Origin of the sequence: Aeromicrobium sp. 50.2.37 (genome assembly GCF_024655735.1) — a bacterium.
In the GTDB taxonomy this organism is placed as follows: domain Bacteria; phylum Actinomycetota; class Actinomycetes; order Propionibacteriales; family Nocardioidaceae; genus Aeromicrobium.
Window position 1 is genome coordinate 101,510 of record NZ_JANLGG010000008.1, and the last position, 13,373, is coordinate 114,882.

At 71.1% G+C, this 13,373-nt stretch carries 14 protein-coding genes; 6 read left to right on the plus strand and 8 right to left on the minus strand.

Annotation, left to right across the window (positions count from 1 at the left end):
* Positions 1-25: 25 nt before the first annotated feature.
* The 4 genes from NUV38_RS06380 to NUV38_RS06395 form a co-directional block, all read right to left on the minus strand.
* Complete coding sequence (locus NUV38_RS06380; RefSeq protein ID WP_257728315.1) at positions 26-2,401, minus strand: AAA family ATPase; 2,376 nt, start codon at positions 2,399-2,401, stop codon at positions 26-28.
* 122 nt (positions 2,402-2,523) lie between these two features.
* Entirely contained in the window at positions 2,524-3,033 is a 510-nt protein-coding gene (locus NUV38_RS06385; protein WP_257728316.1) for a hypothetical protein, read from the minus strand.
* A gap of 74 nt (positions 3,034-3,107) precedes the next feature.
* Positions 3,108-3,974, minus strand: coding sequence for an aldo/keto reductase (locus NUV38_RS06390; protein ID WP_257728317.1), 867 nt, complete (start codon positions 3,972-3,974; stop codon positions 3,108-3,110).
* A 94-nt stretch (positions 3,975-4,068) separates the two neighbouring features.
* Positions 4,069-5,007, minus strand: a complete 939-nt coding sequence (locus tag NUV38_RS06395) for an NAD(P)-dependent oxidoreductase (RefSeq protein WP_257728318.1) — start codon at positions 5,005-5,007, stop codon at positions 4,069-4,071.
* 46 nt (positions 5,008-5,053) lie between these two features.
* Between NUV38_RS06395 and NUV38_RS06400 the strand changes: the two genes are divergently transcribed.
* The 4 genes from NUV38_RS06400 (at position 5,054) to NUV38_RS06415 (ending at position 7,287) form a co-directional block, all read left to right on the plus strand.
* Complete coding sequence (locus NUV38_RS06400) at positions 5,054-5,476, plus strand: YkvA family protein (protein WP_257728319.1); 423 nt, start codon at positions 5,054-5,056, stop codon at positions 5,474-5,476.
* Position 5,477: 1 nt separating this feature from the next.
* The gene (locus tag NUV38_RS06405) at positions 5,478-5,822 is read left to right on the plus strand and encodes a TraR/DksA C4-type zinc finger protein (RefSeq protein ID WP_257728320.1); all 345 of its coding nucleotides are present in this window, start codon (positions 5,478-5,480) and stop codon (positions 5,820-5,822) included.
* 90 nt (positions 5,823-5,912) lie between these two features.
* A complete protein-coding gene (locus NUV38_RS06410; RefSeq protein WP_257728321.1) occupies positions 5,913-6,995 on the plus strand; it encodes a 13E12 repeat family protein in 1,083 nt (360 codons plus the stop codon).
* Between the two features lie 34 nt (positions 6,996-7,029).
* Positions 7,030-7,287, plus strand: a complete 258-nt coding sequence (locus NUV38_RS06415; protein WP_257728322.1) for an HNH endonuclease signature motif containing protein — start codon at positions 7,030-7,032, stop codon at positions 7,285-7,287.
* Between the two features lie 382 nt (positions 7,288-7,669).
* Here NUV38_RS06415 and NUV38_RS06420 read toward each other — a convergent pair whose 3' ends face one another.
* A complete protein-coding gene (locus tag NUV38_RS06420; protein WP_257728323.1) occupies positions 7,670-8,590 on the minus strand; it encodes a Ppx/GppA phosphatase family protein in 921 nt (306 codons plus the stop codon).
* Positions 8,591-8,662: 72 nt separating this feature from the next.
* Positions 8,663-10,021 carry a cation:dicarboxylate symporter family transporter gene (locus NUV38_RS06425; RefSeq protein WP_257728324.1) on the minus strand — a complete coding sequence of 453 codons (1,359 nt, stop codon included), beginning with the start codon at positions 10,019-10,021 and terminating at the stop codon, positions 8,663-8,665.
* A gap of 114 nt (positions 10,022-10,135) precedes the next feature.
* Between NUV38_RS06425 and NUV38_RS06430 the strand changes: the two genes are divergently transcribed.
* Together NUV38_RS06430 and NUV38_RS06435 are read left to right on the plus strand one after the other, a co-directional pair.
* Positions 10,136-11,743, plus strand: coding sequence for an ATP-binding protein (locus NUV38_RS06430; RefSeq protein ID WP_374626301.1), 1,608 nt, complete (start codon positions 10,136-10,138; stop codon positions 11,741-11,743).
* Positions 11,740-12,408, plus strand: coding sequence for a response regulator (locus NUV38_RS06435; protein ID WP_257728326.1), 669 nt, complete (start codon positions 11,740-11,742; stop codon positions 12,406-12,408). The genes NUV38_RS06430 and NUV38_RS06435 overlap by 4 nt, the downstream gene beginning before the upstream one ends.
* Here NUV38_RS06435 and NUV38_RS06440 read toward each other — a convergent pair.
* Both NUV38_RS06440 and NUV38_RS06445 read right to left on the minus strand, forming a co-directional pair.
* Positions 12,353-12,880: a DUF501 domain-containing protein gene (locus NUV38_RS06440; RefSeq protein ID WP_257728327.1), complete on the minus strand. Its 528-nt coding sequence runs from the start codon at positions 12,878-12,880 to the stop codon at positions 12,353-12,355. The two genes, NUV38_RS06435 and NUV38_RS06440, sit on opposite strands and share 56 nt — an antisense overlap.
* Positions 12,873-13,373 (minus strand): septum formation initiator family protein (locus tag NUV38_RS06445; protein ID WP_257728328.1); only part of this gene is annotated, 501 nt, incomplete at its 5' end. The genes NUV38_RS06445 and NUV38_RS06440, both read right to left, overlap by 8 nt.

Below are 13,373 nucleotides of genomic sequence, written 5' to 3' on the forward strand. Positions count from 1 at the left end.
GGCTCTGCTCGGCGGGGAGCGACGCTCAGTCGACGCCGACCCACGCGAAATACTCGTCGGCGGAGATCACCGGCTTGCCGTACTCGCGGGCCTTGCGCGCCTTGCCCGACTGGGTACCAACCTCGGCGACGACGAGGAGGTCGCACTTCGTCTTCGTGACGTTGGCGGCGGGGACGAGGCCGGCGTCGCGGGCGAGGCGGTTCATCTCGTCGCGGTCGTACATACGCCCCGACGGGGAGGTGGCGGTGCCGGTGAAGCAGACGCGGGCGCCGGGCCGGAGCACGTCGGACGCCAACGGGTTCGCCTCCACGACCGACGTGACGAGGTCGTCGACGAACCGCTCCCCCAGCAGCGACTCGACGGTGCGGAGGCGGGCGACGAGGGTGTCGGAGAGGCGTGACGCCTTCGTCGCGACATTGGTGAGGCGGGCTACAACGGCCTCGGCCACTACGGCCGGCGGCGGCGAGCCGGTCGCAGTGTCGGCGCCGTCGAGCAGCACGGCACTGATGCTCGCGCTCGCCTCCACCAAGGCTGAGAGCGTCGGGAGTCGGTCGGTCGAGGGCGGGGCGAGATCGGGGTCGCGCGTGAGGAGGTAGCTGGGGTCGGGCAGGCTCTCTGCCGGCTCGAACGGCGTCGACGACGCGAGCGCAACGCCGGACTCCCGCAGTCGCACGAACGCCGCGAGCGTTGCTCGGGCGCGGTGGGCAGCACGGCCCGACGATTCCGCCTCGCGTTCCTCGGACGACAGCGCGCCGTACGGCACCTCGACGCCGAACGGCATCGGCACCACGTGCTTCAGGCGCTTCAGTTCGAAGTCGACCCTGGCCAGCGCGTCGTCGACCCGGACACCGACCGGGGTCACGCCCTCGAGCAGCGGGAGGAGCACCGCCCAAGCCTCCGGCAGCGTCGGCGCGAGCAGCACGTCGTCGGCGGTGATGCCGAACCGCGCGCGGGCGTCGGCCAGGTCGCGCTCGGGGTTCACGAGCGTGCTCACCGCCGTGCCGTCGTCGAACGCGACGGCCAGCTCGATCGGGCGTGGGCGCGAGAACGTGCCCACGTCGCCGACGAAGCAGACGCCCAGCGCGGCGAATCGATCCGGCGCGGTGCGGGCGACGGAACCCGAGAGGAACCGCGTGACCCGTCGGTCGGTGCGCAGGTGCCGCGGCTCGATCGGCCGCTTCAGCACCAGCCCCGCCATCGACGTCGCGCGGCTCAGCGCCACGTACACCTGGCCGGTGGCGAACACCCCGCCCGTGAGGTCGACGACGAGCCGGTCGAGCGTCTGCCCCTGGCTCTTGTGGATCGTGATCGCCCACGCCAGCCGGCACGGCAGCTGTGTGTAGGTGCCCACCACCTCGCGGCTCAGCGAGCCACCGTCGACGACCGGCCGCGTGACCTCCCACGTGTACGGGCCGACCGTGACGACGGAGCCGTCGGCCAGCTCCACGTCCAGCTCGCGCTCACCGTCGACCATCGCCATGTCGACGATGCGCCCGAGCGACCCGTTGACCCACCGGTCGCTCGGGTCGTTCGTGAGCATCATGATCTGCGCGCCGACCTTGAGGTGCAGCACCGTGTCGGTGGGCGGGTCGAACCCGCCGACGTCGCCGCTCTCGCGCGCGACACTCGTGACCGCGTCGCCGGGCAGGCGCTCCAGACGCTGGCGGTTGCGGGACGTCACGATCGAGTTCGACGGCGCCAGCGTCAGCCACAGCTCGTCCTCGGGCGGCTCGAAGTCGGCGTCGACGCGCGTGTTCAGCTCGGCCCGCGCGGCCTCCAGCAACACGCCCTCGCGCACGGCGTTGAGCAGGCCGGTGAGGCGGTCGTCGCCGAGCTGCCTGAACACGGTGGTGAGCGCGACCGTCGGGAACGCGTCGCGCTCGAAGGAGTGCGCGGAGTAGAAGTACTCGGTCTCGTAGTGCGTGCGGAAGAACTCCGTCTCGCGGTCGCCGACGATGGGCGGCAGCTGCAGCAGGTCGCCGACGAGCACGACCTGCACGCCACCGAACGGCTCGCCCTCCCGCGGCCCGAAGCGTCGGAGCGCCGCCTCCACCATGTCGAAGACGTCGGCCCGCACCATCGACGCCTCGTCTACCACCAGCGTCTGCAGTCCCCGGATGGCCTTCGTGAACCGACCGGGCCGGTAGGTGCCGGAGCGCACGTCGTCCAGAGTCGTCATCGGCCGGAAGCCGAAGAGCCGGTGGATCGTGTAGCCCTCGACGTTCAGCGCCGCGATGCCCGTGGGCGCAGCGACCACCACCCGCCGCTCGGTGGTGGCGAGGAAGTGCCGCACCAGCGTCGACTTGCCGGTCCCTGCCTTGCCGGTGAGGAACAGGTGGCTGCCCGACTCGAGCAGCTCCATCGCCCGCTCGATCTCGGGCGTGATGGTCAGGTCGGGCACGGGGTCAGGGTGTCATGGCGAGTGCCTCAGCAGGATGGTCCATCTCACTCGGCGCATGGACTTCGTGGACTACAGGGCCACACGACCCATCCCGGGGTCTCAAGTCGTCCGTCGCGTCTCCGTCAACGTTCCAGCAGTTTCCCGCCGAGTCGGAAGAAGTCGTCCTCGCTCGGTCCGGGATCCTCTCGTAGCCGGCCTCTGAAGCCGCGGATCCACCGCACGCCCGCGGCGTCCATGAAGTTGACTTGGGCTACGAGCTGCTCCGGCGCCCAGCCCGAGGGCATCGGTCCCTCAACATCGACATCCCAGCGCTTCTGATCGTTCGGAGGCACTGGACCGATCGAAGCTCGCAGAAGTTCTTGCGTGATGGGATCCCTGTAGTCGACGAACACGTCGTAAATCGCTGCTCCCGACGCGTTCGCCACGTAGATGCCCGGCAGACGCGGCTGCGCGAAGGTCATTTGTTCGTCGGAGTACCAGTCAGCCCAGGACGAAACTCGACTCGCCTGGTCACGTCGCTGCTCCCGCCGCAGAGCGCGCCGATCCGACTGACCCTGGCGAAGTAAGAAGAGCGACAGCCCGGTCGCGATGATGGCTGCAACCGTTGACACGACCGGCGGCAAGAGCTCCATACGGACAAGATCCCGCAAAGCTCGGACAGAACCGCTGACGGCCAGGGCGTCATCCGCGTCGGGCTTGCGTCGGGTCAGGCGCTGAGGCCGGACTCGATGGTCTGGAGCTCGTCGTCGGTGAGCTCGAGGTCGGCCGCCTCGGCGGAGTTCCTCGCCGACTCCGGACGCGAGGCGCCGGGGATCGGGACGACGACGGGCGCCTGCGCGAGGTGCCAGGCGAGCGCGACCTGGTGGGGGCTCACGCCGCGGTCGTCGGCCACCTGCTGGAAGGCGGAGTGGTCCGAGCCGAAGTCGCCGGCCTTCTTGATGCCGCCGAACGGGCTCCACGGCAGGAACGCGACGCCGATCTCGGCGCAGTGCTTCAGCTCGTCACGGCTCGACAGGAACGCCGGGCTGAACTGGTTCTGCACCGACGCGAGCTTGCCGCCGAGCACCTCGTTGGCCTCGTCGATCTGCGCGACCGTGGCGTTCGAGATGCCCGCGTGCTGGATGACACCCTCGTCGAGCAGCTCCTTCAGCGCGCCCACGGACTCCGCGTACGGGACCTCCGGGTCGGGGCGGTGGAACTGGTAGAGGCCAATCGACTCGACGCCGAGCCGCTGCGCCGACGCCTTCGCCGCCTCCTTGAGGTACTCGGGACGTCCGTTCTGCGTCCACGAGCCGTCGCCGGGGCGCAGGTGGCCGCCCTTCGTCGCGACGAGCACGTCCTGGCCGGCCGAGTGGCTCTTGAGCGCCTCGGCGATGAGCGACTCGTTGTGGCCGACCTCGCCCGCGTCGCGGTGGTACGCGTCGGCGGTGTCGATGAAGTTCACGCCGGCGTCGAGCGAGGCGTGGATCGTGGCGATGGAGCGCTCGCGATCGGGCCGCCCCTCGATGGACATCGGCATGCCGCCGAGGCCGATCGCGCTGACGGTCACGGGTCCGATGGTGCGCTGCTGCACAGGTCCTCCTGAAGTGGGTGGGAAGTGGTCAAACCTTCAATTTCCACCGTACGTCGGGATCCCAGGGACGCCAGCCGAGTGACGTCGTCGCAGGTCAGGAGCCGGAGACGTCCACCTGGTTCATCAGCGGCTCCCCCGCGACGAGCCGACGCACCTGCTCACGCACGAGCGGCTCGATGCGCTCGAGGCGGGTGGCCACCGCACCGCCCACGTGGGGCGCGATGAAGACGCCGGGGGTGGTCCACAGCGGGTGGTCGTCGGGCAGCGGCTCGGGGTCCACGACGTCGAGCGCCAGCCGCACGTGGCCCGACGCGGCGTGCTGCACGAGTGCGTCGGTGTCGGCCACCTTGCCGCGCGCGACGTTCACCAGCAGTGCGCCGTCGCGCATGGCCGAGAGGAACGCGTCGTCGACGAGGTGGTGGGTGGAGTCGCCGTACGGCACGGCGACGATCACGACGTCCACGTCGGCCAGCAGCTCGTGCACCTCGTCGATGCCGTACACGTGGCCACGGTCGTCGTCACGCGCATTCGACGCCACGCGCACCATCTCCACGCCGAAGCCGTCGAGCCGCGCCGCCACCTGCTCGCCGATGCCACCGACGCCCAGCAGCATCACGCGCTTGCCGAGCAGGCCGGGGCGCGCCTCGTCCTTGCTCCACCGACCCTCGGCGCGCGTGGCGTTGCGCGCGAAGTCGTCGAGGCCGCGCAGCGACGCCAGCGTCATGGCCACCGCCAGCTCGGCCGTCGGCGCCTCGTGCACGTCGACCGCGTTGCACCAGGTGATGCCGTCGGGCACGTTGCCGATCGCGTCGTCGTAGCCCAGCGACTGCGCCTGCACCGCCTTCACCCGCTCGACGTCGAGCACCGACAGGTCGCCCGTGAGCTGGTACGGACGGACCGCGAGGTCGAGCACGACGTCGGCGGGAGGCTTCCCCGCGAAGTCCCACACGTGCAGGGTGGCGGTGCCGTCGGACTCCAGGTCGGCGAAGAGGTCGCGGGTCGTCTCGTCGGGAAGGCTCAGCTGCAGCGTCATGCCTCCGATCATGCCCGCCGTCCGCCCCGCGCCCTACCGTGGGTTCGTGAGCACCTGGGGCATCGTCGCGGCCGTCGTCGGAGGCCTCGTGCTGCTCTGGCTGGTGCTCGTCGTCGTGCTGTGGCTCGCCGCGCGCCGCGACTCCCGCGACGTTGACCTGCGCGACCTCGTCCGCCTCCTCCCCGACCTGGTACGCCTCGTCCACCGCCTCGCGCGCGACCCCGCACTCCCCCGCGGCGTCCGCATCCGGCTCGGCGCGCTGCTCGTCTACCTGGCCCTGCCCATCGACCTCGTGCCCGACGTCATCCCTGTGGTCGGGTACGCCGACGACGTCGTGGTCGTCGCGCTCGTCCTGCGGTCCGTCGTGCGGCACGCGGGCGCCGACGCCATCGAGCAGCACTGGCCCGGCGGCGACGCCGGGCTCGCCGCGGTGCTGCGCCTGGCCGGCGTCCGGCGCGAGGTGGCCTGACGTGGACCACCGCACCCGTCTCGACGACGAGCGCCGGTCGCTCCTGTGCGCCATCGCCGTCCGCGACGCCGACGTGGCCGGCATCGTCGCCGCCCGCGAGGGCTCCAACGTCGACGACGAGCACGACCCCGAGGGCTCCACCATCGCCTTCGAGCGGACCCAGGCCGACCACGCCGCCGCCAACGCCCGACGTCGCCTGCTGGCGGTGGAGGCGGCGCTGGGTCGGCTCGACGACGGCACCTACGGCGTGTGCGAGGTCTGCGGTGAGCCGATCGCGGAGGGTCGGCTGGAGGCATTGCCGGCCACCACGCGGTGTGTGCGGTGCGCGTCGGGTCAGAAGTCCTGACCTTCCTCGGACCTTGGTCATGTATTCGAACAGATGCTTGTTTCCTGTCTGATCTGCCCTCTAGGATGGGGTAGACCAGCAGGAGGAAGCATGAGCGTCGCCGCACTCGACACCCACCCGGTGCCGTCGTGCGTGCACGGCATCCACGCCCTCCTCGACACGGTCGCCACCAGCGCGTGGGACGGTCTGGACGCCGCTGAGGTGCGCCGTCTGCTCGCCGAGATCGGTCGCGCTGAGGCGAGGTTGTCGGCCCACAAAATGGCCGCCGCGCGGGTGCTCGAGAAGGCCCGCAAGGCCGCAGCGAATGGCGATGGTCCTCGCCCAGGGACAGGAACGTCGACCGGCGCGACCATCAGCATCGACTTCGGTGGGGACCGCAGCGGCGCAGACGCGCTCGTGAACACTGCCGAGAGAATCGCGGAGCAGACCACTCTGACCGAGAACGCGCTCGCCGCCGGAGTGATCAGCACCAAGCAGGCCGACATCATCTCCCGCGCGTTGGCCAAGCTCCCCGAGGACGTGACCACTGAGCAGCGCGAGCGGTGTGAAGAGACCCTCCTGAGGGACGCGCAGAGGCTCAGCCTGAAGGACCTGCGCCTGCGGGGAGCGCGGATCACCGAGGCCTACCGCAAGACCGTCGACGAGGTCGACGCAGACGAGGACGAGATCCTCCGCCGCCGCGAAGAGGAAGCCCGCAAGAAGACGTCGTTCTCCCTGTGGGACAACAATGACGGCACCGTCACCGGACGCTTCACCCTCCCCGAAGCCCAGGGCGCGATGCTCAAGACCGCGCTCGACGCGTTGGCCGCGCCCCACCAGAAGGTCGGGACCGTCAACGCGGCCACCGGCGAGATGGACGAAGTCGGGTTCGGTCAGACCTACCCGCAGCGACTCGGCCACGCGTTCGCCACCCTGGTCGAGCACCTACCCGCCGACCAGCTCCCGTCCAACGGCGGTGTGAGTGCCGTGGTCACGGTGAACCTGGACCTCGACACCCTGATGGGCGGCCTCAAGGCCGCTGGCCTCTCCGACGGAACCCGCATCAGCGCCGGCGAGGCCCGCCGCCTCGCCTGCAGTGCCCAGATCGTCCCCATGGTTCTCAACGGCAAGCCGCTCCCCCTCGACCTCGGATCAGCGAACCGGAATGGGGGCACCCCCGCACAAGGGGCGTAGCCGCGGGGGATTCAACCGGTCATCCCGGCGGGCGATGGAGAAGCGCGACGGCGGCTGCACCGCACCCGACAGCTGCGACCGAGACGCCAGGTGGACCGAAGCCCACCACCTGAATCCCTATGCGATCTCCAAGACCACCGACATCAGAGACGGCGCACTGCTCTGCCCCTTCCACCACCACCGAGCACATCAGCAAGGTTGGATCGGACGCATCAACCCCGACGACGGACACGTCGAGTGGAAGCTCCCCGGCTCCGACACCTGGCAACGCAACACCCGCTGGCGACCCTGACCTGCGTGACCACGACACCCCGACCCATCGGTCGGGGCAGACGTGCTGCCCACGCGCCGCTGAGCCGCCCGGAGTGGTCTCGATACACCTCCCCTCGCTGGCGCTCGTGAAGGCACTCGACCACCGAGTGGCTTGGGGAGGCACTCGACCACCGAGTGGCTTGGGGAGGCACTCGACCTCCAGGTGGCTTGGGAGGCACTCGACCACCGAGACGAGGAAGCCCAGCTACTCGACCATCGGCATCGCGTTCGAGCACTGATGACACACCGCTGGTCGAGTAGGGCGGGCGAGCTTGCGAGGCCTGTCCGTATCGAGACCACCTGGCCAGCAGTCTCGATACGCAGTCGAACGGCCCACTCGATGGGCCGGCGCGGCGGGCGGACTACTGCTCGGCGGCGCCCCAGGCGATGCCGTCGAGGATGTCGTGCTCGCTGATCGTCACCGTGTCGGTGGCGAGGGGGACGGCGTCCAGCACCGCGTCGAGGATCATGGCGCCGGCGCCGATCACGTCGGCGCGGCCGGGGTGCATGAACGGCAGGGCCCGGCGGTCCGCCACCGACATGCGCAGCAGCGAGAGGCAGGCGGTGCGCATGTCGTCGACCGAGATCCGTGCCCCGTGGATGGCCGACGAGTCGTACGACGGCAGCTCCAGCGCGTGCGCGGCCACGGTGGTGATGGTGCCCGCCACACCGACGAAGGTGCTCACGGGTTCCAGCGACGAGACCTGCGGGACGAGCAGCCCGTCGAGGTAGGCCTCGAGGGCCGTCACCTCGTCGATCGACACGGGGTCGCTGGGCAGGAAGCGCTCGGTCAGCCGCACCGAGCCGACGTCGAACGAGTGCGACCACTGCACGTCGCCGTCGGCGCCGACCACCAGCTCGGTGGAGCCGCCGCCGATGTCGACCACGAGCGCCGAGCCGGTCGTCGAGCGGGTGGCGCCCAGGAACGAGGCGCGGGCCTCGTCCTCTCCGGTGAGGACCTCAGGGCGCACACCGAGGATCGACTCCACGCCGTCGTTCAGCTCGTCGGCGTTCTCGGCATCCCGTGCCGCCGACGTCGCGCAGAAGCGGATCCGCTGGGCACCCAGCACCGTGGCCAGCTCGCCGAACTCGCGGGTGACGGCCAGCGTGCGGTCGAGGGCGTCGGGGTGGAAGCGACCGGTCTCGTCGACCCCCTGGCCGAGGCGGACGACCCGCATCTCGCGGACCACGTCGCGCTTCTCCTCGCCGCGCACGTCCGTGACGAGCAGGCGCAGGGAGTTCGTCCCACAGTCCATGGCGGCCACGCGGAGGGCATCCGGCATGCCCCGACCCTACCGATGCCGAAGGGCCCGGACGGTGCCCGGGCCCTTCGTCTCATCCCACCTGCTGCGAGGTCAGCGTGAGGTCTCGACCAGCTCCTCGTTCCCGCGCGGGGTGTAGCCGTGGTCGTCGTCGACCATGCTCGTCTCGTCGAACGGGTCGTTGCCGGCCAGCACCTGGTCCAGCTTCTCGCGGTCGAGCGAGTTGGTCCACGTGCCCACCAGCACCGTCGCCACGGCGTTGCCGGCGAAGTTGGTGAGGGCACGCGCCTCGGACATGAACCGGTCGATGCCGACGATGAGGCCGACGCCGTCGACCAGGTCGGGGCGGTGCGACTGCAGACCACCGGCGAGCGTGGCCAGACCGGCTCCGGTCACACCGGCCGCACCCTTGGAGGCGATCATCATGAACAGCAGCAGCGAGAGCTGCTCGCCGAAGCTCAGCGGGTCGCCCGTGGCCGACGCGACGAACAGCGTGGCCATCGTCAGGTAGATCGCGGTGCCGTCGAGGTTGAACGAGTACCCGGTGGGCACCACGACGCCGACCGTGGACTGGTGCACGCCGGCGTGCTCCATCTTGGCGATGAGGCGCGGCAGGGCCGACTCCGACGACGACGTCGACACGATGAGCAGGAACTCACGGCCCAGGTACTTCAGCAGGCTGAAGATGTTGATGCCGGTGACGACCTTGAGCAGCAGGCCGAGGATGCCGAACACGAACAGGAAGCAGGTGATGTAGAAGCCGATCATGAGGACGGCCAGGCTGCGCAGGGCGTCCATGCCGGTCTCGCCGACCACGGCGGCGATGGCACCGAAGGCGCCGATGGGTGCCAGCCACATGATCATGGCGAGCACGCGGAACACGAGCTTCTGCAGGTAGCCCACACCCACCAGCACGGGCTCGCCGGCGCGACCCATGGCCTGCAGGGCGAAGCCGACGAGCAGCGCGACGAAGAGCGCCTGCAGCACGTCGCCGGACGTGAGCGAGGAGACCATGGTGTCGGGGATCATGTGCAGGATGAACTCGGCCGTGGTCTGCTTCTCGCCGCCGGCGGACTCGGCGGCCTTGGCCGCGCCCTCCTCGGTCAGCTGCAGGCCCTCGCCCGGGTGCAGGATGTTGCCGACGGCCAGGCCGATGGCCAGCGCGAAGGTCGACATGGTGATGAAGTAGCCGAGCGCGAGCCCGCCGACCTTGCCCACCTGGGCGGCGCTGCGGACCGATCCGACGCCGAGCACGATGGTGCAGAAGATGACCGGGCCGATCATCATCTTGATCAGCTTGACGAAGCCCTCGCCGAGCGGCTTGAGCTCCTTGGCGAAGTCGGGGGCGGCGAAGCCGACGGCGATGCCGGCGAGCACCGCGACGATGACGGCGATGTACAGGTAGTGGGTGCGGTCACGCTTGACGCGTGGCTGCGAGGTATCGGTGGCCATGGGTTCCTCCTGGTGGGCTGACCTGCACACCGTGCCGTCCGGAGTGACGCCGGTCACCGTTGCGTACATAGAGTTCGTGACCGCCATCACAGGAGGCTCCCGACTTCTGGGACGATGCCCCCTGTGTCCCGTCCCGCGTCCCGAGCCCCGTCCGTCGCTCGCCAGATCCTGCTCTGGCAGGTCGTGGTGGTGTGCGTGCTGGTGCTGGGCGGGGTGGCGCTGGCCTGGTTCGACGCTCGCGCGGACGCCACGTCGTCGGCCCGGCAGCGGGCGCTCGACCTCGCCGTCGCGGTAGCCGACACCCCCACGGTGCGCGACGCCGTGCGCACGTCGGACCCGTCGTCGGTGCTTCAGCCGTTCGCCGAGCAGGTGCGACGCGACAGCGGCACCGACTTCGTGGTGGTGATGTCACGCGACGGCATCCGCTACTCCCATCCCAATCCCGACAACATCGGCAGGCCCTTCCTCGGGTCGATCGCCGAGGCGCAGGCCGGTCGCCCGAGCACCGAGGAGTACGTGGGCACGCTCGGCCCGTCGGTGCGAGCGGTGGTGCCGGTGCTCGCCGCACCCGACAGCCGCGACGTGGTGGCGCTCGTGTCGGTGGGCATCCGCACCGACAAGGTGCAGGACGAGGTCGTGGACGCCCTGCCGCGGATCCTCGGCGCAGCCGCCCTGGCCGCACTGGTGGGCATCCTCGGCGCGTGGCTCATCCACCGCCGGCTGCGGCGCCAGACCCACGGGCTGGGCGAGCAGCAGATCACCCGGATGTACGAGTACTACGACGCGGTGCTGCGGGCGGTCCGCGAGGGCCTGGTGCTGGTGGACGCCGACGGGCGGGTGAGCCTGGTGAACCAGGAGGCGGAGCGCCTGCTCGACGTCGGGACCGACCGCGTCCTGGGCGCCGACGTCGCGACCCTCGGGCTCGAGCCGTCGCTCACCGAGACCCTGCGTGCGAGGCTGCCGCTCAGCGACGAGGTGGTGGCGTTGGCCGACCGTGTGCTCATCGTGAACGCGGCGCCGGCGCAGTGGGAGGGACGCGACGTGGGGACGGTGGTGACGATCCGCGACCGCACCGAGCTGCAGGGCGTGACGGCCGAGCTCGACACGGTGCGAAGCCTGGCCGACTCGCTGCGGGCGCAGAGCCACGAGACCGCGAACCGGCTGCACACGATGGTCTCGCTCGTGGAGATGGGCCGCACCGAGGAGGCCGTGGAGTTCGCGACCCACGAGATGCAGCTGGCGCAGGGGCTGACCGACCGCATGGTGGGGGCGGTGGAGGAGCCGGTGGTGGCGGCGCTGCTGCTGGGCAAGTCGGCGCAGGCGCACGAGCGAGGGGTCCGGCTCGACGTCGACCCGGCGTCGGTGGTCACGGGCCTGCCGGTCGGCGCGCACGACGCGGTGACGGTGCTGGGCAACTTGCTCGACAACGCCATCGACGCGGCACAGGGCACGTCGGACGCCACGGTGGCGGTGCACCTGCACGCGAGCGAGCTGCACCTCGACGTGGTGGTGGAGGACTCCGGGCCGGGCATCCCCTCGGAGGCGCGGGAGCAGGTGTTCGAGCGGGGCTGGTCGACCAAGGTGGCCGAGCAGGCGCACGGGCGGGGGCTGGGGCTCGCGCTCGTGGGTCAGGTGGTGCGACGTCACGGAGGGACCGTGCGCGTGGGCACGGGTGCGCTCGGCGGGGCGCTCGTCGAGGTGGAGATCGGGGACGACGCGTGATCCGGACGCTGGTGGTCGAGGACGAGAAGGTGGCGGCGCAGGCGCACGCCCAGTACGTGCGGGAGGTGGCCGGCTTCGAGGTCGCAGCCGTCGCGATGTCGGCGCAGGACGCCGCGCGGGTGCTGCGCGAGGAGGCGATCGACCTGGTGCTGCTCGACATGCACCTGCCCGACGGGCACGGCCTGGAGCTGCTGCGTCGCCTCCGGGCGGCCGGGAGCCGGGTCGACGTCATCGCGGTCACGTCGGCGCGCGACGTGGAGATCGTGCGCGACGCGGTGGCCCAGGGCGTGGTCGGCTACCTGATCAAGCCGTTCGCGTTCGGGGCGCTGCGCGAGCGGCTCACCGCGTACCGGACCTTCCACGAAGGGCTCCAGGGCGCCGACGACCTCGACCAGGGTGCGGTCGACCGGATGCTGGAGTCGCTGCGCCCGGTCACCCGCTCGGGGCTGCCGAAGGGGCTGGGCGTCGAGACGCTGCAGCAGGTGAAGGCGGTGCTCGCCGAGCACGGCGCCGCCTCGGCGGGCGAGCTGGCCGAGCACCTGGGGTCGTCGCGGGTCACGGCGCGGCGGTACCTGGAGCACCTCGCCGAGACCGGCGAGGTGCAGCGGGTCACCCGGCTGGGGCGGGCGGGACGTCCTGAGGTGGAGTACCAGCCGCACAGCTAGAGCTGCCCCAGTAGTCGCCGAGCAGGTCGACGGCCTCGTCGCCCAGGGGGTTGACCCCGCGGCCCTTGGCCAGGGAGTGCCCGACGAGCACGTGCAGGCACTTGACGCGGGTGGGCATGCCGCCCGCGGTGATGCCGTCGATCTCGGGCACGTGCGCGATGGCCTCGCGCTCGGCCAGGTACTGCTCGTGCGCCCTCGCGTAGTGAGCCGCGAGGTCGGCGTCGTGGAGCAGTCGCTCGCTCATCTCGGCCATGAGGCCCGACGCCTCGAGCGTGCCGATGGCGCCGGCCAGGCGCGGGCACGTGACGTAGTACAGCGTGGGGAACGGGGTGCCGTCGGGCAGCCGCGGCTCGGTGCGCACCACGTTGGGGTGGCCCGACGGGCAGCGCGAGGCGATCTCGAGCACACCGCGGGCCGGACGGCCCAGCTGCTCGGCCACGGCCGCCAGGTCGGTCGGGTCCGGCTCAGTCATCGTTCTTCAGCACCTCGTCGGGGTCGGGCACGGGCGCCTTGGCCGACGGGGTGCGTCCCGACGCCTCGACGCTGCCCCACAGCGTGTCGTACCACTGCTTCTGGGTGGGGTCGGGCGGGTCGTCGAGCGTGGGGACGTCGCCCTGCACCGTGCCGTCGGACCCGATGACGCGGTAGCCGACCTCGCCGGGCATGACCCAGCCGAAGCGCTCGCGCGCCTGCTGGCGCACGTAGGCGGAGTCGTTCCAGCGGTCCTCGGTGTCGCCGAGGTCCTCGATGGACGCCTCACGCGTGGCGATCTCGGCCTTGAGCTGCTGGATCTCGCCACGTTGCTGCCACCAGGCGTGCAGGGCCGACGTGTACGAGGCGAGCAGGAGCAGCAGCACCGCGAGCAGCAGCACGGCCCGGGTCGTGAAGCGCTGACCCATGCCTCGGGCCACCGCCGCACCGCTGCGCGGCCGGGCCGCGCCGGGCCGGGTGGCGGGACGGCCGGC